At 46.9% G+C, this 21803-nt stretch carries 18 protein-coding genes and 1 pseudogene; 6 read left to right on the forward strand and 13 right to left on the reverse strand.

Annotation, left to right across the window (positions count from 1 at the left end):
- The 8 genes and pseudogenes from FTT63_RS03730 to FTT63_RS03765 all read right to left on the reverse strand — a co-directional run.
- Positions 1-151 (reverse strand): MerR family DNA-binding transcriptional regulator (locus FTT63_RS03730; RefSeq protein WP_180191996.1); only part of this gene is annotated, 151 nt, incomplete at its 3' end.
- A 113-nt stretch (positions 152-264) separates the two neighbouring features.
- Positions 265-881: pseudogene (locus tag FTT63_RS03735) on the reverse strand (glutathione S-transferase family protein).
- 145 nt (positions 882-1026) lie between these two features.
- Entirely contained in the window at positions 1027-1920 is an 894-nt protein-coding gene (locus FTT63_RS03740; RefSeq protein WP_127798574.1) for a LysR substrate-binding domain-containing protein, read from the reverse strand.
- Between the two features lie 11 nt (positions 1921-1931).
- A complete protein-coding gene (locus FTT63_RS03745) occupies positions 1932-3131 on the reverse strand; it encodes an MFS transporter (RefSeq protein WP_127798576.1) in 1200 nt (399 codons plus the stop codon).
- A gap of 4 nt (positions 3132-3135) precedes the next feature.
- Complete coding sequence (locus tag FTT63_RS03750) at positions 3136-3717, reverse strand: TetR/AcrR family transcriptional regulator (RefSeq protein WP_104488704.1); 582 nt, start codon at positions 3715-3717, stop codon at positions 3136-3138.
- A 153-nt stretch (positions 3718-3870) separates the two neighbouring features.
- Entirely contained in the window at positions 3871-4386 is a 516-nt protein-coding gene (locus FTT63_RS03755) for an acyl-CoA thioesterase (protein WP_005179490.1), read from the reverse strand.
- 285 nt (positions 4387-4671) lie between these two features.
- Positions 4672-4851 (reverse strand): hypothetical protein, encoded by a 180-nt coding sequence (locus FTT63_RS03760; protein WP_227554649.1) that lies wholly within the window; start codon positions 4849-4851, stop codon positions 4672-4674.
- A 270-nt stretch (positions 4852-5121) separates the two neighbouring features.
- Complete coding sequence (locus tag FTT63_RS03765; RefSeq protein WP_127798580.1) at positions 5122-6153, reverse strand: patatin-like phospholipase family protein; 1032 nt, start codon at positions 6151-6153, stop codon at positions 5122-5124.
- Positions 6154-6282: 129 nt separating this feature from the next.
- Here FTT63_RS03765 and chrA point away from each other — a divergent pair, with 129 nt between their 5' ends.
- Positions 6283-7482: a chromate efflux transporter gene (chrA, locus tag FTT63_RS03770; RefSeq protein ID WP_163145560.1), complete on the forward strand. Its 1200-nt coding sequence runs from the start codon at positions 6283-6285 to the stop codon at positions 7480-7482.
- Positions 7483-7548: 66 nt separating this feature from the next.
- Here chrA and FTT63_RS03775 read toward each other — a convergent pair whose 3' ends face one another.
- From FTT63_RS03775 to FTT63_RS03785, 3 genes are all read right to left on the reverse strand, one after another.
- Entirely contained in the window at positions 7549-9024 is a 1476-nt protein-coding gene (locus tag FTT63_RS03775) for a sodium:alanine symporter family protein (RefSeq protein WP_016659324.1), read from the reverse strand.
- Between the two features lie 74 nt (positions 9025-9098).
- Positions 9099-10337 carry a sodium/glutamate symporter gene (gene gltS / locus FTT63_RS03780; RefSeq protein WP_104505555.1) on the reverse strand — a complete coding sequence of 413 codons (1239 nt, stop codon included), beginning with the start codon at positions 10335-10337 and terminating at the stop codon, positions 9099-9101.
- 598 nt (positions 10338-10935) lie between these two features.
- Positions 10936-12240: a DcaP family trimeric outer membrane transporter gene (locus FTT63_RS03785; protein WP_180191997.1), complete on the reverse strand. Its 1305-nt coding sequence runs from the start codon at positions 12238-12240 to the stop codon at positions 10936-10938.
- 384 nt (positions 12241-12624) lie between these two features.
- On the opposite strand from FTT63_RS03785, the gene FTT63_RS03790 reads away from it, so the two are divergent.
- Positions 12625-13329: a nitroreductase gene (locus FTT63_RS03790; protein WP_005179503.1), complete on the forward strand. Its 705-nt coding sequence runs from the start codon at positions 12625-12627 to the stop codon at positions 13327-13329.
- 93 nt (positions 13330-13422) lie between these two features.
- On the opposite strand, the gene FTT63_RS03795 is transcribed toward FTT63_RS03790, so the two are convergent.
- The gene (locus tag FTT63_RS03795) at positions 13423-14646 is read right to left on the reverse strand and encodes a multidrug effflux MFS transporter (RefSeq protein WP_180191998.1); all 1224 of its coding nucleotides are present in this window, start codon (positions 14644-14646) and stop codon (positions 13423-13425) included.
- Between the two features lie 135 nt (positions 14647-14781).
- Between FTT63_RS03795 and yccS the strand changes: the two genes are divergently transcribed.
- From yccS to FTT63_RS03815, 4 genes are all read left to right on the forward strand, one after another.
- Positions 14782-16956 carry a YccS family putative transporter gene (yccS, locus tag FTT63_RS03800; protein ID WP_180191999.1) on the forward strand — a complete coding sequence of 725 codons (2175 nt, stop codon included), beginning with the start codon at positions 14782-14784 and terminating at the stop codon, positions 16954-16956.
- A gap of 84 nt (positions 16957-17040) precedes the next feature.
- Entirely contained in the window at positions 17041-17601 is a 561-nt protein-coding gene (locus FTT63_RS03805) for a YcxB family protein (RefSeq protein WP_005179510.1), read from the forward strand.
- 166 nt (positions 17602-17767) lie between these two features.
- The gene (locus tag FTT63_RS03810) at positions 17768-20368 is read left to right on the forward strand and encodes a sulfite reductase flavoprotein subunit alpha (protein WP_180192000.1); all 2601 of its coding nucleotides are present in this window, start codon (positions 17768-17770) and stop codon (positions 20366-20368) included.
- A gap of 114 nt (positions 20369-20482) precedes the next feature.
- On the forward strand, positions 20483-21277 hold the full coding sequence (locus FTT63_RS03815; protein WP_180192001.1) for a YdcF family protein: 795 nt from the start codon (positions 20483-20485) through the stop codon (positions 21275-21277).
- A 13-nt stretch (positions 21278-21290) separates the two neighbouring features.
- Here FTT63_RS03815 and FTT63_RS03820 read toward each other — a convergent pair whose 3' ends face one another.
- On the reverse strand, positions 21291-21752 hold the full coding sequence (locus tag FTT63_RS03820; protein WP_104471192.1) for a DUF2750 domain-containing protein: 462 nt from the start codon (positions 21750-21752) through the stop codon (positions 21291-21293).
- Positions 21753-21803: the final 51 nt, after the last annotated feature.

Here is a 21803-nt window from a genome sequence, read left to right on the forward strand (position 1 = left end):
GTTCAGGTGTGATCTTGCTTAGATCGTAACGTCTGTGATTTTTTGGGGTTCTATCTGCGACTAAAGTGCCTTCCTCATCCCATCTTCTTAGGGTTTGGATGGAAACACCCAGTGTTTTAGCTGCAACGCCAATACTAACATATCTACTCATTTGTATATAATAATATAGAAATAAGTATATTTCAATTAGCAGTTATTAACCCTTCAAAAAACCACGCTCAGGCGTGGTTTTTTGCTATTCGCGCTCATGTTCATGCCGCTGTTTCAATGCTGATCTAGCTGCTGAAACCAGATCACCTGACTTAAGGATGGCCGCTGCGCCATCCATTGCAGATACGGCCGGAATTCTTCCAAATAAGGAATGGCCTTCAGAGCAATGGCATAGGCCAGCCAGTACGCCAGATACAAATCTGCGGCACTCATACGCTCACCGAGCAAATAGGGGTTGGCCTGCTGCAGTCCCTGTTTTAAAACGCCATCAGATCTTCCGGCAATCCCATCCCTAAACCGCGTTTATGCTGTTCGAGCTGGGCCTGACTGATCTGGAAATTGCTCAAGTCAATCCATTCGGTTAATGGGCCATGACAGAAAAATAGCCATTTGAAATAGGCGCCGCGCTGCGGATCATCCAGGGCCGGGGCCAAACCTTGTTCAAAGAAATGATCAGCCAGATAGGCAAAAATTGCCGGGGTTTCACTAATAAAAACCGGGCCATCGACCAGTAGCGGCACTTTGCCCAAAGGATTTATGGCCCGATACTCTGGCTGTTGCAGATCTTCCCAACTGACCTGAATAATCTCGATCTGATCCTGAATCTGCAGCTCCTGTAATAGCGGCATTAGGGTCTGACCACGTGATTGAGGATGCGTATACAGTTGCATGTGGAGTTCCTCGACAGTGCATCAATGCTTATATTTTAAGCCTGCTGTCCGGCGAGAAACGCTGTTGATTTGTGTCCATCTTTAACGGCTTCACCAATTTTAAAAAACCGGCTGCGCCGATATGCAGTTAGGTGTAACACACGCTTTAGCCAAAATCCATATAAAACTGCGCTTTTAACACTTTTAAAATCAGCTCAATCGCTTCGCTGCGATGTTGTTTGCGATAGCTGGCATAGAGGCCAATCATCGGCAGTGGTTCCAATGTGTTTTTCACCACAATTTTATCGCCAAGTAGCGGAATCACATAAGCGGGCACCAGACTCCAGCCGACGCCCATCCCGACCAGATTAACGTTCATCAGAATATTGGTGGAATGCTGCACCACATGAATCTCCAGCCTAGACTGCTTTAAAAAGTCCTGAATAATTTTGTACAGCTGCGGTGAGGCGTGCTCATCACTAATCACAAAATCCTGCTGCTGAAAACTTTTGATGCTGATATGTTTTAAGCTGGCCGCCGGAGAATCTTTCGGCACAATCAGGGTCAGTGGTTCATCAAAAATCTGGATTGACTCAAACGCTCCCGATTCATCTGGATAGCGGGTAAAAGCAATATCAATTTCCGCCCGACTTAAGGCCTTAAACTGCTCGGCATCCGGCAGGCTATGAAAATGGATTTTTAAATTGGGAAACTGGGCACGAATATTCGGCATGATATAAGGAAACACTTTCATTTCGGCCACCGGCACAAAGCCGATATTCAACTGTGGTTTTTGCGCCTGTGCCACTTGCCGCGCTTCCTGAATAGCTTTGTCGGCATAGTCCAGACACAAACGCGCCTGCTTTAAAAAGGCCTCGCCTTCTGGAGTCAGTTCTACTTTACGGTTGGAACGCAGCAATAACTGCACCCCGACCTCCTGTTCCAGATCTTTAATTTGCTGGCTTAAAGATGGCTGCACGGTATACATTCTGGCTGCGGCCCGGGTAAAGTTCAGCTCTTCTGCCACCGCAACAAAATAACGTAAATGTCTTAATTCCATGTTGAAGCCTCTTAGGGAGCCTGACGCAAGGTTGGTGTGACCATGGCTTTGTAAAGCAGCAAGGTCAACAGCACCAGCACGGCGCAGAGTAAATAGGTCAGCTGGAAGCCCATCCAGGCAATCAGGATGCCCATCAGCACGGAACCGAGTGCCAGCCCCAGATCAAACAGGGTAAAGAACGTTGAAATCGCATGACCCATGCGCTGTTTATTGACCGTTTGAATGGCCACGGTTTGCAGACACGGAAACAAGGTGCCGTAGCCAATACCAATAAACACCGCCGACAGCCATAAAATCCACGGATTAGATAAAAAGCTGACAATCACCAGTCCCATGGCAAAACACACAAAGGACGGATACATCACCGCACTTGGACCTTTACGATCATAACGCTTGCCGACCCACGGCCGCACCACAATCATGGACACAGCAAAGACCACAAAGAACAGACTGGTATAGGCCAATAACTGCTTGGCTTCACTATAGGCGGTAATAAAACTGATCACACTGGAATAGGCCAAGGCAGTCAGCATCGCCACCAGCCCTACCGGAATGACCCGGGTTTCGACAATATCATGCAGGCTCAGCCGGGGTTTCATGGCAGATGGATCGGGCGGATTGGCCGGTTTGACCCGATCATCCTGTAATTTCAGGCTAAGGCAGAACAGAAAACCCATCGCCATAATCACCGCCAGCACGGCAAACAGCACCCGAAAACTGGTGAACTGGATGGTGGTTAAGGCAATTAAAGGCCCAAAGACTACGCCCAAATTGGTCGACATCACAAAATAGCCAATGCCCTCGCCTTTACGCGCTTCTGGAATAAAGTCGTTGGCCACCGGTACCGCCACCGTGGTTAAAATACTGAACCAGATGCCATGTAAAAAACGCACCAGCAGCAGGCTCCACATGCTGTCAATCCAGATATAGCAAAAGGCAAACAGCACAAAGCACAGCTCAGAACCACGAAAAGACAGTTTCTTGCCCAGCTTTTCCACGATTAAACCGGAAAACGGCCGGATGGCAATCGAGGACACCAGAAACAGGGTCAGAGCCAAACCGGCTTCTTTGACCGTGCCGCCCAGATCATTCATGATATAAATTGGTAATACGGCTAGCAGGGCAAAATAATAAACAAACAGAAACAGGTTATTGAAAAGACACAGAATAAATGCACGATTCCATAATGCAGCAGAACTTTGAGTAGACATAGGCTTAGCGCTCCTGCGCATCAATAAGCGGCTGAACCCGGACTGGTGCCAGCACCATCTCAATCAGCTGCTGAATATAGTCGGCATCGGGCATCCGGTTAAAGAAAATAATCTGGTAATGAATCGGTGCATATAGCGTGTCGAGCATCAGTTCAAACGGATACTGCGCCACAATTTCGCCACGCTGAATCGCCAGCTGAATCAGCTTGCGCATCTGTTCACGCCGTGGCAGCAAATATTCACGAAAAAATGCTGCGGCAGTTTCACGCTGCTCGGCCATCACCACCAGTACCGCCCGCCCAACCTGATGGTTCAGCGCCTGACTCAGCTTAAACAATTGCTGGGTCAGGTTAAACTGCAAAGACTGGCTAAAGTCGAGTTCAAAAATCGAGGCGGTTTGCAGCTTAAAGGCATCGAACACCAGTTCGGATTTATGTTTCCACCAGCGGTAGATGGTCGATTTCCCTACACCGGCCCGCGTGGCAATATCCTCAATGGTCAGATGGCTATAGTCATACTCTGCCAGTGCCTCGACCACAGCATTTAAAATACATTGCTGCCGCCGTGATGATTTTTCAGTTTCCATACCTAGCCCAAAACGAAACGATACGTATCGTTTTATAATAAGCCAGTTGGTGCCGGCTGGCGAGTGATTCTTTTGTCGTCTGGTATGAAAAAATTTGGCAATAAAAAAAGACCTGAAATTTCAGGTCTTTCTTCAACACAGTGAAAGTCAGACTTAAATCGACTTCTTGTAAATACTGCAAGATGGATGAGTACCTTCCTGTAAACGCGCCACTTTACGCTGTTCTGCCGCTTCAAAACGGCAGCGTTTCCAGTCATTGTCCAGATTTAAGGCCGGCACCTGTTTGGGTTTGCCCTGCTCATCAACTGCGACCATGGTAAAATAGCAACTGTTGGTATGACGCACGGTGCGTTTTTGAATGTTCTGCGCTTCGACGCGAATGCCAATTTCCATGGAAGTACGGCCTACATGGTTCACACTGGCCAGGAAAGTCACCAACTCGCCGACATGAATTGGTTCCTTAAAGTTCACTTTATCTACCGAAAGTGTCACCACATAGCTGCCTGAATAACGGCTGGCACAGGCATAAGCCACCTGATCCAGTAATTTTAGAATTGTTCCCCCATGAACATTACCGGAAAAGTTTGCCATATCTGGCGTCATTAACACCGACATGGTTAATTCAGATTGATCTTCTAAGATGGGTTTAAGCTGATCTAATGGGGACATCTTGTTTTCGGCTCTTATAAAAGACAGGATATGTGAATATTATTATATCGTTTTTAACACAAATTAAATGTTCAATTCGGCAATAAAGTCATCATTATTATTTATGGTGATTGGGGTATTATTTAGAAAAATATATAGTGTTTTGCGCTATTACTTGAATTTTCAATTATTTATCCACATCCCGACACCACTTGAACAGGATTTCAGCAGGCGCGTCAGGAGGTGGATTTTTTCCATTCGGGCCGATGAGCTCAGCCCAAAATTGGACTTTTACTGCCTGAGTTTTTAAGCCGGGTTGATATGACGCAACATTTCCGGCGACACGTGACCATAATTTAAAACATTTTGTACATCGAGCTGGGCTTCAATTTCATAGGAACCATCGGCATTAATTTTTTTAATGGTAAAAATAATTTGTTCCATGCTGGCCAGTTGTACAGATTGTCCAATGTGTAATTGCTTCATACTCATGCCCTGCTCAGTTTTAGCTTCTAAGATAAATCGTTATATTCTGATGCGGCCAGTATAAGAGCTTTATTAACAACAGGTAAACTTAAATAGCTGAATTAAAATACACTTATATATAAACTTTAAATATTAATCGCAACCTTTTGAGCATGAATCGAAATACCTTTATTGAATAACATCAGGCAATTAACGCCAAAAGCAAATTGCAATATGAGCATTCTTGCCATTTTTATTCGACTTAAGTTATAGAAAAAAACCGGCAGCATTCTAGCGCCCCGAATGTATCTCAACAGTATTTTGTTGCAGGTTATAGGTTTGAATCCGGTGACCATCGGCATAGCCTTTATGCTGATAGACCTGCGAAATCTGCCCCAGCTTGCCATAGGCGGCGACCACACCGGCCTGCATGGTGGCTTCGCGGCCCTGCACATCAAAAATATGTGCTTTTTCGCGTAAATCTGGCTGAATTACAATATCGGCATGTTTCAGCTCTTCCTGGGCCAGATGCTTCTGCATGATATTAATATTCTGGTTAAACAGCCCCCAGACATGGCTGGTTTCGGTATACATCGGCTGGGCCAGAATATCGACCGCAATCACAATGTCCGCACCCAGTTCGCGGGCGACATTTACCGGCACCGGACTGGCCAGCCCACCATCGACATATTCGGCATCGGCAATTCGGGTTGGAATAAACATGCTTGGAATTGACACCGACGCCCGTACCGCCTGTCCGGTATTGCCGGCATTAAACACCACTTTCTTGCCCTGTTTTAATTCAGTGGCCACCACATACATCGGAATTGGCAGCTGCTCTAACGGCAACTGGTTGACCTGCGTATTGACATAGTTCTCGACTTTTTTGCCATCGAAGAAACCTTTCATATCCAGTTTGATGTCACGGACATCATTGGCTTTCATGTTCAGGGCAATCTGACGCAGCTCATGCGCGCTTTTACCGCTGGCATAAATCGACCCGACTATACTGCCGGCACTGGTCCCGACGATAAAATCCGGACGGATGCCATTTTGCTCCAGCACTTCAATCACGCCAATATGGGCATAACCGCGCGCGCCGCCGCTGCCCAGCACCAAGGCAATGACCGGGTCCTGTCCGGTATATTGCGGCAATGTTTTAAAGTTCATGCGTGCGTTCTGCTGGCTGGCCTCAGCCATTGCCGGGGTCGCCAGTAATTGAGAGGACACCCCCTGATGCTGTTCTGGCAGATGCTGACAGGCGCCTAAGGTCAGCATGACTGCCCCCATCACACTGATAAAGCCAAGATTTTTATTCAACATGGATTCCTCGATCTGAACTCGACAGGCCTGCTGTAGTCTAAGGAGATTTTCTGCAGTGCATTGTTTAAATTCGTTAAACTGTCATCTGCTCAGTTTAAACTTAAGTCGGGTTTTTTAAAATTCTAGCCAATGTCTTCTTTATCTTATTCACAGATTTTTCTGATTTTCTTTAAGCTGGGATGCTTATCTTTTGGGGGCCCAGCCGCGCATCTGGTGTTTTTTCACCAGACTTTTGTGCAGCGTTTGCACTGGCTCAAAGATGAAGACTATGCCCAGGTCGTCGCTTTAGCGCAACTGTTGCCCGGCCCGACCAGCAGTCAGGTTGGACTGGCCATTGGCTATTTAAAACGTGGCTATTTAGGCTCGGTGGTGGCCTGGCTGGGCTTTACCTTGCCCTCGGCCTTACTGATGACGCTACTGGCCTTTATCGGTCAGCAGTTATTCCCGTGGATCAGTTCGGCGTATTTTCATGCCATTCAACTGATTGTACTGGCGGTAGTGTTCTGGGCCTTCTGGCAAATGCTGCAAAGCTTTTGCAAAAGCTGGTGGCAATACCTGCTGATGCTTGTGTCTGCGCTCATGATCTGGTTCCTGCCACTGTCATATAACCAGATTCTGGTGATTGTGCTGGCTGGTCTGGCCGGCATGTGGATTGCCAAAGCACAACCTCAAAGCGGCAGTCATACCACGCCGAGTTTTCAGCTGGAACAGCGCAGTTTCGGCTCAACTACACTCTGGCTAATCTTATTTATCTGTCCATTTCTGCTGCTCGGTGCGCTGAACTGGATCAATCCGCATCTGCTGGCTGAAGGCTTTTTAGGCTTTTATCAGTCTGCTGCACTGGTCTTTGGTGGTGGGCATATTATTTTACCGCTGCTGCATCAGGACTTTGTCAGTACCGGCATGATCTCAGCCCAGCAGTTTGATTTAGGCTATGCCTTTGCCCAGCTCATGCCGGGTCCTTTATTCAGCTTTGCCAGCTATGTCGGCTATTTTCTGGATTTAACTGCCTATCCTGTGCTGAACGCGATCATTGCCACCATCGCCATTTTCCTGCCCTCGTTCTTTCTGATTTTTGCTACCCTGCCGCATTGGTCCTGGCTGATGCATCAGGACAAAATCAAACATGCGGTGATTGGTATTAATGCCACGGTGGTAGGTTTATTGCTCGCGCTCATTGTTGATATGGGACAGGATTATTTAACATCAGTGCTGGATCTGGCGTTTGTGATGTTTGTGATTGTTTTACTGAAAAGCAAACTGCCGGTGTGGGTCAGCCTGATTGGTAGCTTTGGCGTGTATATGGGTTTGCTGTCTTTGCTAAGCTAAAGCATCTAAAAGATAACCTGCTATTAATAAAACAACAGCCTCATGATGAGGCTGTTGCTGTTTGTATTACCAAATATCGGAATTAACCCGGTCTTTAAATTTAGGATGATTGTCCAGTTTAAATTCCGGTTCTTTCACGCCACGCTTCAGCTGAGCTTTGAAGTCTTTTAGCAGCATCAACACAAATGGCGTCAGCAGTAAAATGGCAAACAGGTTGATGGTAGCCATCACGCCCATAAACAGATCGGCCATCGACCAGATCAGTGGTACGGTAGCAATCGCGCCAAAATACACCATAAACAGCACCAGCAGACGGAAAATCAGCATGATCTTGCGGTTGTTGTTAATGAACTGCACGTTACCTTCGGCATAGGCGTAGTTCCCAATAATCGACGAATAAGCAAACATAAACAGGATAATGGCCAGGAAGTCATCACCCCAATGGCCAATCTGGCTTTCCAGCGCCATCTGGGTCAGGGTCACCCCTTCAAAACCGGCATTCTGATATAAACCGGAAGACAAAATGATGATTGCGGTACATGAACAGACAATAAAGGTGTCCACGAATACGCCCAGCATCTGTACCAGCCCCTGATTCACTGGATGTTTTACATCCGACACAGCAGCCGCGTTTGGTACAGAACCCATCCCCGCTTCATTGGAGAACAGACCACGCTTGATGCCCATCATCATCGCCATCGACACCATCGCCCCAAAGAAACCACCGGCAGCGGCATCAAACTCAAAGGCCTTGCTGAAAATCAGGCGGAAAATATCCGGAATAATCGGTATATTAATCACGGCGATATATAGCGCCACCACGAGATATAACAGCGCCATAATCGGGACAAATTTCTCTGCCACTTTGGCAATACGTTTAATCCCGCCAAAAATAATCATGGCGGTCATGACGACCAGAACCAGACCCAACCAGGACAGTTCAAAACTGAATGCACCCATTGGCACAGTCAGATTGGCCTGATTCCAGCCCCAGGCATGTGATGTGGCACTGATAATCGAGTTGGCCTGCACCGCGTTAAACACGAAACCGTAAGTTAAAATCAGGGCAACCGCAAATACTACACCCAGCCATTTCTGTTTTAGGCCTTGGGTAATGTAATAGGCCGGACCACCACGGAACTGATGGTTGCTGGTATCACGCACCTTAAATAGCTGCGCCAGTGAAGATTCGACAAAGGCCGAACTCATGCCTAAAAATGCGGTAAACCACATCCAGAACACCGCACCCGGACCACCAATCGCAATCGCAATCGCAACACCGGCAACGTTACCGACCCCGACCCGACTGGCCAAACCGGTCACAAGGGCCTGAAATGGGGTAATCCCATAACTGTCTTCGCCTTTTTTACGGCTCGACCTCATGGCTTTAATACTGTGCCAGAACAGGCGAATTTGTACAGCGCCGGTGATCAGGGTATAAAATATCCCGACACCAACCAGAAAGATCACCAGAAAATCCCACAGCGGGGTATTTAGAAGCGTCACCCAGGACATTAGGGTTTCATTTAATTGTTCATTCATTTTTTCGCACCCTTTGCTGATTGAGTCATCCTAAAAAGAAAAGCCTTTTAACAAGGCTTTTCCACTCAAATTACTTAAACAAAAAACTTAAGAATGACTTGAATGACAGTCGCATTAATCAAGTCGACAAAGAAAGCACCACACAGCGGTACAATCAGGAAGGCTTTATGAGAAGCACCGTACATATTGGTAACGGCCTGCATGTTGGCAACCGCAGTAGGTGTTGCACCCATACCAAAACCACAGTGACCCGCAGCCAGTACAGCAGCATCATAGTTTTTACCCATAACACGGAAGGTAATGAAGGCCGCATACAAGGCCATGGTGATGGTTTGCGCGCCTAGAATGACCATTAGCGGGCCAGCCAGATCTGCCAGTTGCCATAATTTCAATGACAGCAATGCCATCGCCAAATATAAAGACAATGAAGCGTTACCAAATACGTCAATCGCACGGTCAAAAATAGTGACTTTGAAAATACCTTCTAATACGTTACGCAGAATTACCCCACCAGCCAAAGCCCAGACGAAAGTTGGCAACTCAAACAGCGTGCCTTTGGCATAACCGGTCATAAACTCGGCAAAGGCCAGACAGGCTGCAAATAAACCTAAAGTGGTAATGGCATTGTCTGCGGTAATTAAACGCACCTGATGCGGATATTCAAATGGCACAAACTCACCCGGTACCGGTTCAACTGGCGTATTGTCACGCTGTTCAATTTGTGCATCGGTACGTGGTGTAGCCAACTGATAACGGTTGATCAGCAGTTTGGCCAATGGCCCACCAATAATACCACCAATAATCAGACCGAAGGTCGCACTGGCCATCCCCAGGGCCAAAGCCCCCTGAATACCATGTTCAACCTCAAGGATTTCACCCCATGCACCCGCAGTCCCGTGACCACCGGTTAAGGTAATGGAACCGGCAATCATACCAATTAGCGGATCAATGCCCAATACTGTCGCCAGACTAATCCCGACAAAGTTTTGTACAATGATGAATAGTGAAATTGCGATCAGAAAGATTACCAGACCAATACCGCCTTCACGCAGTTTGGCAAAGTTGGCACTTAAACCGATGGAGGCAAAGAAAATCAGCATAAAACTGGTTTGTAGCGCACTACTGGTGGTAATGCTGTAGCCCCAGAAATTGTGCACGATTAAAGACACTACCGCAGCGACCAAACCGCCCGCGACAGGTTCCGGGATGTTGTAACGTCTTAGAAAATCAATATTGTTAACTAAAAAACGTCCTAAAAGGAGAACGATTACAGCCGCAATTAAGGTGTAAAACGCATTAAAAGTAAATTCCATGGCAATATCCATTTAATATGGTCAATGCTTATTGTTTTCCGGTTCTGATTATTTAAACCTGATGATATAAGCACCTTTTATGATAAGGCTGCTCTGTTTAATTTAAATAAACGGGAAAACTCTGCAATATGAATAATGTAAATCAGAAAAAGTTCTGAGTTGGCGAAGAAGCATCTGAGCTGGAGCGCAAGACTCAGCGTCGCTCCTCAAATTCATATCAACCGGCACTGCCTGAAAAAGAGGGAGTGAAAAATAAAATACAGACACTTCAGTGGCAGGGTAATGTCAGGCTGAAATCTCTGAATAGGCTTACTATAGAAAGATAATCTCATATAGGCTCCTAAACATAGAAAATGCATTGCTTCATGTAGCCAACAAATACATCTTAATTCATAGAAAAAGCTGAACAATACAGCTTAAAAAATCGCACATTATGCATCTTTTTCTCTAAAAATCTTTATTTTTTTAACGCTATTCGCTATTAGTCTAACTTATTGCTTTTAACTATAAATTTAAGCAACTGAATTTAAAATTGTTTTTTTAAAAATTGGTAAATAAAAAAAAGAGGTGGCAAGCCACCTCTTTTTTGGTTCAGCACTTAGAAGTTATAACGTGCCATTAAACCAAAACGATTATCTTTAAACTTGTTACCTGCAAAGGTTTCACGCTCACCGTTGATATATTCAATACCCAAATCAACCGGTTTTACTGGCGAATAAATAAAGTTTAACCATGCTTGGTACACTTCTTCATTGACATTGACATTGACATTGACATTCACATTGTTAGCATTCAGACGTGCATAGTCATTACCATCATCTGCAAAAATAGCACCATAGCCCAGTGTTGAACGCAGGTTTGGCGCAAACTTATAGGTTGCACCGACCTGGAAAGCAGTAAACTCATTTTGTTCAATATTTCTGCCGTCTAAACTGTAAGCCGTATTCGAACCATATAAATAATTACTATTGCCGACTACATGAGAGACATCTGCTGAAATTTTTAAAGGTTCTGTCACCTGATAGTGCGCACCAGCAGCTACACCCCAACCTGTTTTATCATCATTTGCAGTTGTTGATTTATAATTTTCAACCATAGCACGTGCTGATGCTGCACCTTTACCATTCGCAAAACCTTGAGTGACTTTAGCAGTTAACACTGGTAAACGATACGTTAAACCTTCACCTGAACTATCCCCTTCTTCAGCAGAAACCAGCAATTGAGTGGCTGGTGCCAGTTTGTGGCTATAACGCACTTGTGGAATACGGGTAGTACCACCGCCGACGTTGGTACCAAAGTCAATCATTTCTGGTGCATGGTTTGACAGGAAGTTGGAGGTGGTTTGACCCAATAACCAGTTGTCCAGCGTTAAGTATGCATGACGGATACGTAATGCATCGTTGCTCCCTGCGAAGTCAACTTCAATTTTACCGCCCACTTTACGGTCACCTACTGGTGAAGAAAAATCGAGACCTAAACGTGTAGTTTTTGCAGTTGCACGTAATTTATCTTTGGCTAATTTGACATCATTACTTGTTCCAACTGTTGCTGTCTTATGTACCGAGTTGAAGTCATTGTCTGCACCTTCAACAATATAGTTGGCATCACCACGCACAAAACCGTACAGATTGACTTCAGCACCGCCCTTCGACTTTAAGGAAAATGGTGAAGCCGATTTTGCTGCAGGTGCCGGTTGCGCCTGAACTTGCTGGATCTGGACTTGTTGCTGTTGCTGAACCTGTTGCTGCTGTTGAATTAAAGCTTTGAGTGCTTGTACTTCCTGGCGTAATTCTTGAATTTGTTGTTGTTCAGTGCTTGCTGCCTGTACCGTAGAGGCCATTGCTGCTGTAATTGCGACCGCTAATGTTTTTGTGATAAGTAAAGTTTGGATTTTACGATCCATGGGTTTCTCCAGAGTAAAAAATAATGCGCATCCGTGCTCTTTTAAGACATTTTAAATACTGACTCAGATGGCAAGCATCCCTAATTTAAATGTCATTTAATCATCACACTTTTGCTATTTATCAAATAATTAAAAGTCTTATCGATAAAGAATTACACAAAACTGTAATCGTTTTATGCTTTCAATCTAACAATTAATTTATTTTATTAAAATCACTTTTAACGTATAAGGATAAAGGACTGATCAATTTTTCTAATTCTCGTTTGTAAAAATATCGAATTATCATAGTTTTATCGAAAAGCAAAAGTTACCCACCCGGTTAAATATTAGACTATTGTATATAGCAACAGTTGATTAGAACATAAACATTTTAAGGGATTTTTCATGGATAAAGGACTAGTACAACTGGTCGATCAGGCCATTAGCTCGCGTCATTCGGTGCGTGCCTTTTTAGATCGGCCGGTCGATCCGCAAATGATTAAAGATATTCTAAGCGTGGCCAGCCGCGCACCATCCGGCACCAATATTCAGCCGTGGAAGGTGTATGTAGTGACCGGTCAAAAGCGTCAGGAACTCATTGATCGGGTCTGTCAGGCACAAACTGAACTGTATTTGCATCCTGAACGTGCGGCCGATTATCAGGCCACCTTTTCCTATTATCCGGAACAATGGTTCTCGCCGTTTATTGAGCGGCGCCGTGAAAATGGCTGGGGACTGTATGGCCTGCTCAATATTGAAAAAGGCGAAAAACAGAAGATGGCCGCGCAGCATCTGCGTAATTTTCAGCTGTTTGATGCACCGGTAGGCCTGTTTTTTACCCTGCATCGCGACCTGGAAATTGGTTCAAAAATGGATCTTTCTATGATGATGCAAAACGTGATGATTGCCGCCAAGGCACGCGGGCTGGACACCTGCCCACAAGCGGCATGGAATAGTTTTCATCGCATTGTACTGGAGGTCTTAAATGCCCCGGCCGATGAAGAACTGGTCTGTGGTATGGCCTTGGGTTATGCCGATCCAGAGCATATTGTAAATAGCTTTATTACCCCGCGCGTACCGGTCGAAGAATTTGCCGTATTTGTAGAATAATTTTTTAGCTCTGGCCCTCACGCTGCAACAGCTTAAAGAGCAAAGAAGAAACCGCCCGGGTTTCTTCTTTTTATTTATAAGAATGAATCGGGGTTAGGCTGTTTTTAATTTCCGCTCCCGATGCATAATGTACATCGCACTCCCCCCAATCAGAATAAACAGTAGCATCACACTGCCCATATTTAATAAAGCATCCCAGATCAGTACATTCAACATTAAGCCGCCAATTAAACCGCAGCTAAATTGCATACTGCCCATAATCGCGCTAGCTGTACCGGCACGGGCACCCTGCTCCGACATCGCCAACGCCATGGCATTGGGGCCAGTAAAACCAATTCCGGCCACAGCTAAAAACAGCCCGGCAAAAACCACAACAATCGGCGCATGGCTCATCAGCCCGGCGATGACCAGAATTAGCGCGCCAGTGCCCTGCACCGTACCGCCTATTTTTAAACGGGTCATTAAAGAGCTGCTGGTTGCCAAATGCTTGTTTAAGGTCGAGGCCAGCATAATACCGACCGCATTGGCACCAAAAGCAATCGAAAACTGCTGCTGGTTCAGGCCATAACCATCCATCAGAACAGCGGCAGAACTGCTGATATAACAGAACATCGCCCCGCCGGTAAAACAGCCGGCAATCATCGGTAAATAAAAACTGCGGTCCTTAAAAATCGCCAGATAGAGGGTCAGCACCTGATAGAAATTCAATTTCAGACGGCGCTCTGGCGGCAAGGTTTCCTGAAAGAAAAAATGAACACATAACCAGCAGACTAAACTCATGATGGCCAGACAGACAAAAATCGCCTGCCAGTCAAAAAAGCTCAGCACAATCGCCCCCAGACCCGGCGCAATAATGGGCGCAATTGCGGTCACAATCATCATGCTGGAAAAAGCCTGCGCGGAAGCCTGCATATCCAGCCGGTCACGAATTGCCGCACGGGCAATCACCACCCCGACACAGCCCCCTAAGGCCTGTAACACCCGCGCAGCAATCAGGCTCCATTCATCCTGGGCATAAACACAGAGCAGGCTGGCCAGAAAATACAGTCCCAAACCAAAATACAGTGGGGTTTTACGGCCAATCCGGTCACTCAAAGGGCCATAAATTAACTGTCCAATCGCCAGCCCCAGAAAATAAGCCGGCAGACTGTTGGCCACCATTTGCGTGCTGACGCCAAAATCATCTGCCATTTGAGGCAAGGCCGGCAGATACATATCAATTGATAGCGGACCAAGCGAGGTCAGCAAAGCCAGCAGTAAAATCCAGGAAGATGGATACTGCTGCTGCGGGCTTGCACTGACATGGGAATCGGACATATTCATATTTCTTTTTTAAATGACTGATTTAAAGACAAGGTACACAGTCCATAGTATTATTTCAGGGTACTGAAAGTGAAGTTTCACATAATTGCTGCCCGCTGCATAGCATCTGGCTTCGTTTAAGGAACAGTCTTGAAATCCTGGCTCACACGTCTCAAACACTTTGCCTACAACACGGCCTTTATCTATAACATCCGGATGATGATCGCCTTTGCCGGCACCGCCTTTGTTCCTTATCTGCTCGGCTATCAGCTGGCCACCATTCCGCTAACCTTGGGCGTGGTCGCAGCCGGTTTAAGCGATATTGATGACCGCTTCTCTTTAAGAATCCTGAACCAGACTTATACCTATATCGGCTTTTTTATTACCGCCGCCTCCATTCAGCTGCTGTTTCCACATCCGGTGCTGTTTGCCATTGGCCTGATTATCTCCTGTATTGGCCTGATTCTGCTCGGTTCTCTGGGCCGGCGTTATGCCACCATTGCCTATGGCTGTCTGGTGATTTCGGTTTATGCCATGCTCGGCGTGGACCTGTTTGAAGACTGGTACACCCAGCCAGCCTTGCTGGTGGCCGGTGCAGTCTGGTACGGGCTGATTTCCACCATCAGTTTTTTACTGTTCCCGGTACGGCAGCTACAAGACAAACTTTCGCAAAGCTATGCCTCGTTAGGCGATTTCCTGTTTGCCAAATCCAACCTGTTTGATGTCGATATGACCCCCGGCAGTTATCAGCAAAGCCTGATTGACCTATCGATGGAAAACGGCAAGCTGATTGGCCTGTTTAATGAACTGAAAACCGCGCTACTGACCCGCTTAAAAGGTGACCGCGGCCAGAAAGACACTCGCCGCAGCCTGCAATATTATTTTATTGCCCAGGATATTCATGAACGTGCCGACTCTGCGCATATTGACTATCAGAAACTGGCCAAAATTTTTGAGCACAGCGACATCCTGTTCCGTTTCCAGCGCATTCTGGCGATTCAGGGCAAGGCCTGTAAAGATTTAAGCGAAAGTATCCTGAAGCGTGAACCCTATATTCACAGCAAACGTTTTAAACATGCCTTTGAAAACCTGAAACACTCGCTGCAAAAGCTGCGTAGCGAACAGCAGTATGATCAGGTCTGGGTCAATGCCCTGTTTGCCCTGTATCAGAACCTTAAATCTATTGATGCGCAGTTACGCAACCTGGAAACCGAGCGTTATATCAAGCTGGATAAAACCAAACATATTGAAAACCAGCTTAAAGATGATGACCTGAAAGGCTGGGATGATATGGTCATCCGCATCAAGCAGCATCTAACCCCAGAATCGGTGCTGTTCCGGCATGCCATTCGATTATCGGCGGTGCTGCTGATTGGCTATATTTTTGTCCAGGTCACCAATATTGAATACGGCTACTGGATTTTACTGACCGCGCTGTTTGTGACCCAACCCAACTTTAACGCCACCAAACGCCGCTTACGCCTGCGGATTGTCGGCACCCTGGTCGGGATTCTGGTCGGTTATAGCATCTTATATTTTATTCCATCGGTCGAAGGTCAGCTGTTGCTGCTGGTGGTGAGCGGAATTCTGTTCTTTGAATTACGCAGTAAGCAGTATGCACAAGCCACCGCCTTTATTACCATTCTGGCGCTGATTAACTTTAACCTCGATGGTATGGGTTTTGCCGCCGCCCTGCCGCGTATGATTGATACTTTAATTGGCTGTGCACTGGCCTGGTTTGGCGTCAGCTTTATTTTCCCGGACTGGAGATTCCGCCGCTTGCCGCGCACCATTCGCCGTGCCTTAAATGCGCAGTGTGATTATCTGACTGAAGTGGTCGAGCAATACAAAACTGGGCGCAATAACGGCCTGACCTATCGCGTGGTACGCCGTGCAGCGCATAATACCGATGCCGAACTGGCCTCGCTTATTTCTACCCTGGCCACTGAACCGGATTTTGATGCCTCGCAAAAAGCCCAGGCTTTTGAATTGCTGTGCCTGAATCATACCTTTATCAGCTATATTGCCGCGCTGGGGGCACACCGGGAAAAAATTGAAGATCCGGAGATTTTAACCCTGCTGGATAAAGCGCTGGAAGATATTCGCGGTGCCTTGCTGAACGATGAAGTACCGGATCTGTCTTCGCAAAATATGCTGCATACCATCCGGCAGCGTTTAAGTCAAAATCATCAGGAAGATCAACAGGGATTGATTATTTTGCAGCAGTTATCGCTGATGCTGACCATCCTGCATCAACTGAGTCAGCTAAAGCAGAGTTTAAGCCATGACCGTGATCAGGATGCCACCGAACTGGCCTCGTTATAATTCGGATGATTTTGCAACAATAGACTCCTGAAATGCTGTAATTAATGCTAAACTTTTCTGAGTTTGAAATTTGTTAGTTCCACTATGACCGCGAAAAATTTATACGCTTATACTTTACAGCCTGTGAACTACGACATTAGCGAAGCCGAGCAGCGTCATGCCCAGCTTTTAATTTGGCGTAGCACCAACAAAATTGGCACCAAAGCCTGGGCGATCATGGGCATTATTACGGCCCTGTCTATTCTGGGGATTATCCTGATCAAGAACTATTCCACCATTTTCTGCTGGGTAGCTCTGGTCTGTGTGGTGCTGTACTTCCTGATCCGTAAATTCGGTCTGGAATGGTATGCCAAACGCAAAATGAATGAATTTCCGGTACAGGAAATTAAAGGCATCCGTCTAGGCGTACAACCGCACGGCATCATCATGCGTCAGCAAATGGGCCTGCAAGAAGGCATGGGCGCGATTAGCTGGAAAGATATTTATGAATGGTATTCTACCCCGGATTTCATTCTGGTGAACTTTACCGTCAAAGGTCAGCAAGGCGCTTATATCTTGCCAAAACGTCTGGATTCTAAAAACTTTTCTTTTAAAACCATTCGTAAGCACCTGCTTGAATCTGTAGGTGAACCAAAACAGCTTTAAGCCTGTAAGCTCAAAAAAACCTCCACCCTGCTGGAGGTTTTTTTATCCGGTTTGCACCAATCTAAATGATAATGAGAATAAATATTATATTCAAACTCTATTCCATCTCGCTATTCTTCAGTTATAATTTCGCCCATTGTTCTCTTCACACTGCTGCTGTATTGCTATGCTTAAAAAAATATTTTTCCAGCTGCACTGGTTCCTTGGAATTAGTGCGGGCCTGATTCTCGCACTGATGGGTGTTACCGGTGCGATTTATTCCTATGAACAACAAATTCTAAAATGGATGAATCCGGACAGTTATACCGTGCAGGTCGAAAACCGGGCCAAGCTCACCCCGGCGGAAATCTATCAGCATTTTCAGCTGACTCAACCTGAAACCAAAATTAATAGCATTACTATCGCCTCCGATCCGGCAGCATCTTCGAGTGTCAATATTGCCAAAGAAGGCGCACGTCGCGGCCAGAATGTGCTGATTAACCCCTACAGCGCAGAAGTGTTACCCGAGATTAAAGGCCGTGAATTTTTCCAGTTTATCCAGCAGTTACACCGTAACCTGACCGTTGGCCCGGTCGGCAAGCAGATTACCGGCGCCTGTGCCTTGATGCTGATTTTCTTTGTCTTGAGTGGTCTGTATCTACGCTGGCCGAAAAAGCATTCGGTAAAACAGTGGTTCTTTGTGAAGCCGAAACTTAAAGGCCGGAACTTCATCTGGGATTTACACGCCGTTGTCGGCACCTGGGTGGTGATTTTCTACCTGATTCTGGCCTGTACCGGTTTGTACTGGTCCTATGACTGGTGGCGTAATGGCATGTTCAAGGTGCTGGGCGTAGAACGTCCACAACCACAAATGCAGGCCAATGCCGCGCCGCAAGGTCAGCGTGGTGCGCCGCAAGGCCGTGAACGTGGCGAAGGTGCTGCGCGTGAAGGTCGTGGTGAGCGTGCGGAAGGACTGGATTCGCTGCAAATGCAGGCTGTATTAAACCAGACCTGGACTGGCGTACAGGCACAACTGGGACGCGACTACTCAACCATGACCCTGAATCTGCCCAAACAGGCCAATGGTGAAGTCAGCCTGAACTTTGTCGATGCAGTACCGCAGCATGAACGTGCCCGCAATAGTGCAACCTATAACTATCAGACGGCCAGCCTCACCGACATCAGCCTGTATGAAGATAAAAAACTCAATGAAAAAATCATGAGCAGCATGTTACCGGTTCACCGTGGCAGCTTCTTTGGTCCGGTGTACCAGTTCTTTGCCATGGTCGCTTCCCTGCTGATGCCGCTGTTCTTTGTGACCGGCTGGATGCTGTATCTGAAACGTCGCAAGCAGAAGAAACTGACCCAGGCAGCACGGAATAGCGCAAGCGCCGTCACGGTTGATCCAAATGCCAAACCGTGGCTGATTGCCTACGCCACCCAAACCGGCGTGGCTGAACAGCTGGCCTGGCGTACTGCGACCAGTTTGCAGGAAGCGCATCAGCCGGTGACCGTGAAACCGGTACAGCAATTGAGTCTGGAAGATCTGCAATCGGTAGAACAGGTGCTGTTTGTAGCCAGTACCTATGGTACCGGTGAAGCACCTGATTTAGCCTCCAGCTTTGACAAGAAAATCCTGAGCAGCTCGGCCAATTTACAGCATCTTCGTTATGCGGTACTGGCGCTGGGCTCCAGGGAATATCTGGACAGCTACTGCAGCTTTGGTCATAAAATTGATCAGTGGTTACAACGCAATCAGGCACAGCCTCTGTTTGCCACCATTGAAGTGGACAATGCCAGCAATGAAGATATCCAGCGCTGGAACGCGGCACTGGCTCAAGCCACCCAGCTTGAATTGCAAGGTATGGACATTCACAAGACCTTTGACAGCTGGATTCTGAAACAGCGTGATCTGCTCAATCCGGACAGTCTGGGTGCACCAGCCTATAATATCGAGCTGGCACCGCAACACGAAGCACACTGGGAAGCCGGTGATATTGCCGAAATCCAGCCAGGGAACAGTCCTGAGCGTCTGGCAGCCTTTATGCAACAGCATCAGATTCAGCCGGGTACCCTGCTAGATTCGACCGGTGAACCGATTGAACAGGCGCTCTGGGACAAAGACCTGACCATTGAAATCGAGCCGTTTGCCAATCTGGAGCATTTACTGGAACAGTTACCGACCCTGCCGGCACGTGAATATTCGATTGCCAGCATTCCATCGCAGCAGATTTTGCGTCTGGTAGTCCGTCAGCAATCCGATGCCCAAGGTCAACTGGGTCTTGGTTCGGGCTGGCTCACCCAACATGCGCCGCTACAGAGCAGTATTGCCCTGCGTATTCGCACCAATGAGTCGTTCCACCTGATTGATGACAACCGTCCAATCATCTGTATTGGTAACGGGACTGGTATTGCCGGGCTAATGAGTCTATTACAGGCGCGCATCCGTCATGACTACACCCAGAACTGGCTGATTTTCGGTGAACGTCAGCGCGCACATGACTTTTTCTATGAAAATATTGTGTCTGCATGGCAAAGCACCGGCATGTTGCAGCGTCTGGATGTGGCCTTCTCGCGTGATCAGGAACAGAAAGTCTATGTACACCATAAATTGCGTGAACAGGCCAAAGAACTGCAACGCTGGATTGAGCAAGGTGCCGTGATTTATGTCTGCGGCAGTATTGATGGCATGGCCAGCGATGTTGACCAGACCCTGATTGAACTGCTCGGTGAAGCGACGGTGGATCAATTACGCAGCGAAGGCCGTTACCGCCGTGATGTCTACTAAGTTTCGCTAACTGGCTGAAAACTAAAACTGAAAAAACCGGACTTGATGTCCGGTTTTTTCATCTTGATCTTTTATAATCTGCAGATACATCACGCTATTTATGATCATTCCGCCATGCAGAGTCACAGCCACGCCCCACTGAAACGTCTTCTGAGCCTGATGGCTGCAGTTCTACTGCTGGCCAATGGTCTGTGGTTGCTCAGCCTGAACAGCTTTCACTTTGGTACGCTGCTGCCGATGCTACTCGGTGGAGCACTGTTCATTTATGCCTTGTGTTATGTTCCACTACAACGCTGGATTCGACAGCGCCCGATCTATCAACAAGGCTGGCGTTTAGTATGGGGTGCTTTCTGGGTCTGTCTATTCAGTGTGGCGTTGTTCTTTGGCTACTTACACTGGCAAAGCCTGCATAGCCAGCCCAATCCGAATACGCAGGCGATTCTGATTTTAGGCGGGGGAATCCAGCACAACCAGCCAACGCCAACCTTGGCCAAACGCCTGGATGCCGGGGCCGCGTTAGCCAAGCAGCTGCCGCAGATTCCAATTATCGTCAGTGGTGGCGCCACTTTTGGGAATCAGTGGACCGAAGCCGAAGTGATGGCGCACTATTTAACAGAGCAGCATCATCTTCCGAAAACACGGATTCTATTGGAAGCACGCAGTACCAGTACCGCTCTGAATTTCCACAATTCCAAGGCCTTACTGGCACAACACGACATTCAGCTCAGTGATCCGATTGCCGTGGTGACCAGTGATTTTCATTTACCACGTGCGCTGGCGATTGCCCGCAAACAGGGCTATCAGCAGCCATTACCCTATAGCGCCCCCACGCCGCTCTATATTCGCTATAACTCCTGGTTACGCGAATATTTTGCTTATGTAAGCGGCTGGCTGCTCAATGAATATTAATACCCAATAAAGATTAATTAAGGCGAATGGAACGTGGCGAAGGCAGTTGCAGGTTTTTATAGACGTCAGGTTTTTGCAGATAAATCTGGTAAAGATAGTTTTTAATATCCAGCAGCAGCTTTTCCGGTGCCACCAGCACGTTCTGCCCTTCGGGACTAAGATTCATTGACACCAGCGTGCTTTCCTGCCTTAAAAATGGCAGGACTTTTTCAATAAAATCCTTAAAGCTGACTTCCTGAATATCGTAATTTTCCCAGTTGTCTTTGACCAGCAGTTTGGCCAGACTTTTATTTTGCCAGACCGCAAAAGCGCGCTGTCCGGTGGGTGTGGCACATAAGGCCCAGCCGTCATGATACAGCGCAAACACTTGTCCCTGGCTGACCATAATTTCAATAAACTGTTTGTAAATATCTTGAACGTTATAGCTTGAAGTTTGAGATTTAGACGCGGCCTTGCGTTGATATGGATTGCGCATAGATCATCCAGTCCATTTTATTGTTTTATAATGCTGGGATTCTATGGAATA

This window comes from Acinetobacter sp. C15 (assembly GCF_013420645.1).
GTDB lineage: Bacteria > Pseudomonadota > Gammaproteobacteria > Pseudomonadales > Moraxellaceae > Acinetobacter > Acinetobacter indicus.

Coding starts and splice junctions, on each gene's coding strand:
- FTT63_RS03745 (WP_127798576.1), bottom strand. CDS start 3,131: ATGTCTACTCAAAGTTCTGCTGCATTATGGAATCGTGCATTTATTCTG.
- FTT63_RS03775 (WP_016659324.1), bottom strand. CDS start 9,024: ATGAATGAACAATTAAATGAAACCCTAATGTCCTGGGTGACGCTTCTA.
- chrA (WP_163145560.1), top strand. CDS start 6,283: ATGTCTTCTTTATCTTATTCACAGATTTTTCTGATTTTCTTTAAGCTG.
- FTT63_RS03750 (WP_104488704.1), bottom strand. CDS start 3,717: ATGGAAACTGAAAAATCATCACGGCGGCAGCAATGTATTTTAAATGCT.
- FTT63_RS03795 (WP_180191998.1), bottom strand. CDS start 14,646: ATGTCCGATTCCCATGTCAGTGCAAGCCCGCAGCAGCAGTATCCATCT.
- FTT63_RS03790 (WP_005179503.1), top strand. CDS start 12,625: ATGGATAAAGGACTAGTACAACTGGTCGATCAGGCCATTAGCTCGCGT.
- FTT63_RS03765 (WP_127798580.1), bottom strand. CDS start 6,153: ATGTTGAATAAAAATCTTGGCTTTATCAGTGTGATGGGGGCAGTCATG.
- FTT63_RS03815 (WP_180192001.1), top strand. CDS start 20,483: ATGCAGAGTCACAGCCACGCCCCACTGAAACGTCTTCTGAGCCTGATG.
- FTT63_RS03810 (WP_180192000.1), top strand. CDS start 17,768: ATGCTTAAAAAAATATTTTTCCAGCTGCACTGGTTCCTTGGAATTAGT.
- FTT63_RS03760 (WP_227554649.1), bottom strand. CDS start 4,851: ATGAAGCAATTACACATTGGACAATCTGTACAACTGGCCAGCATGGAA.
- FTT63_RS03785 (WP_180191997.1), bottom strand. CDS start 12,240: ATGGATCGTAAAATCCAAACTTTACTTATCACAAAAACATTAGCGGTC.
- FTT63_RS03740 (WP_127798574.1), bottom strand. CDS start 1,920: ATGGAATTAAGACATTTACGTTATTTTGTTGCGGTGGCAGAAGAGCTG.
- FTT63_RS03820 (WP_104471192.1), bottom strand. CDS start 21,752: ATGCGCAATCCATATCAACGCAAGGCCGCGTCTAAATCTCAAACTTCA.
- FTT63_RS03805 (WP_005179510.1), top strand. CDS start 17,041: ATGACCGCGAAAAATTTATACGCTTATACTTTACAGCCTGTGAACTAC.
- gltS (WP_104505555.1), bottom strand. CDS start 10,337: ATGGAATTTACTTTTAATGCGTTTTACACCTTAATTGCGGCTGTAATC.
- FTT63_RS03755 (WP_005179490.1), bottom strand. CDS start 4,386: ATGTCCCCATTAGATCAGCTTAAACCCATCTTAGAAGATCAATCTGAA.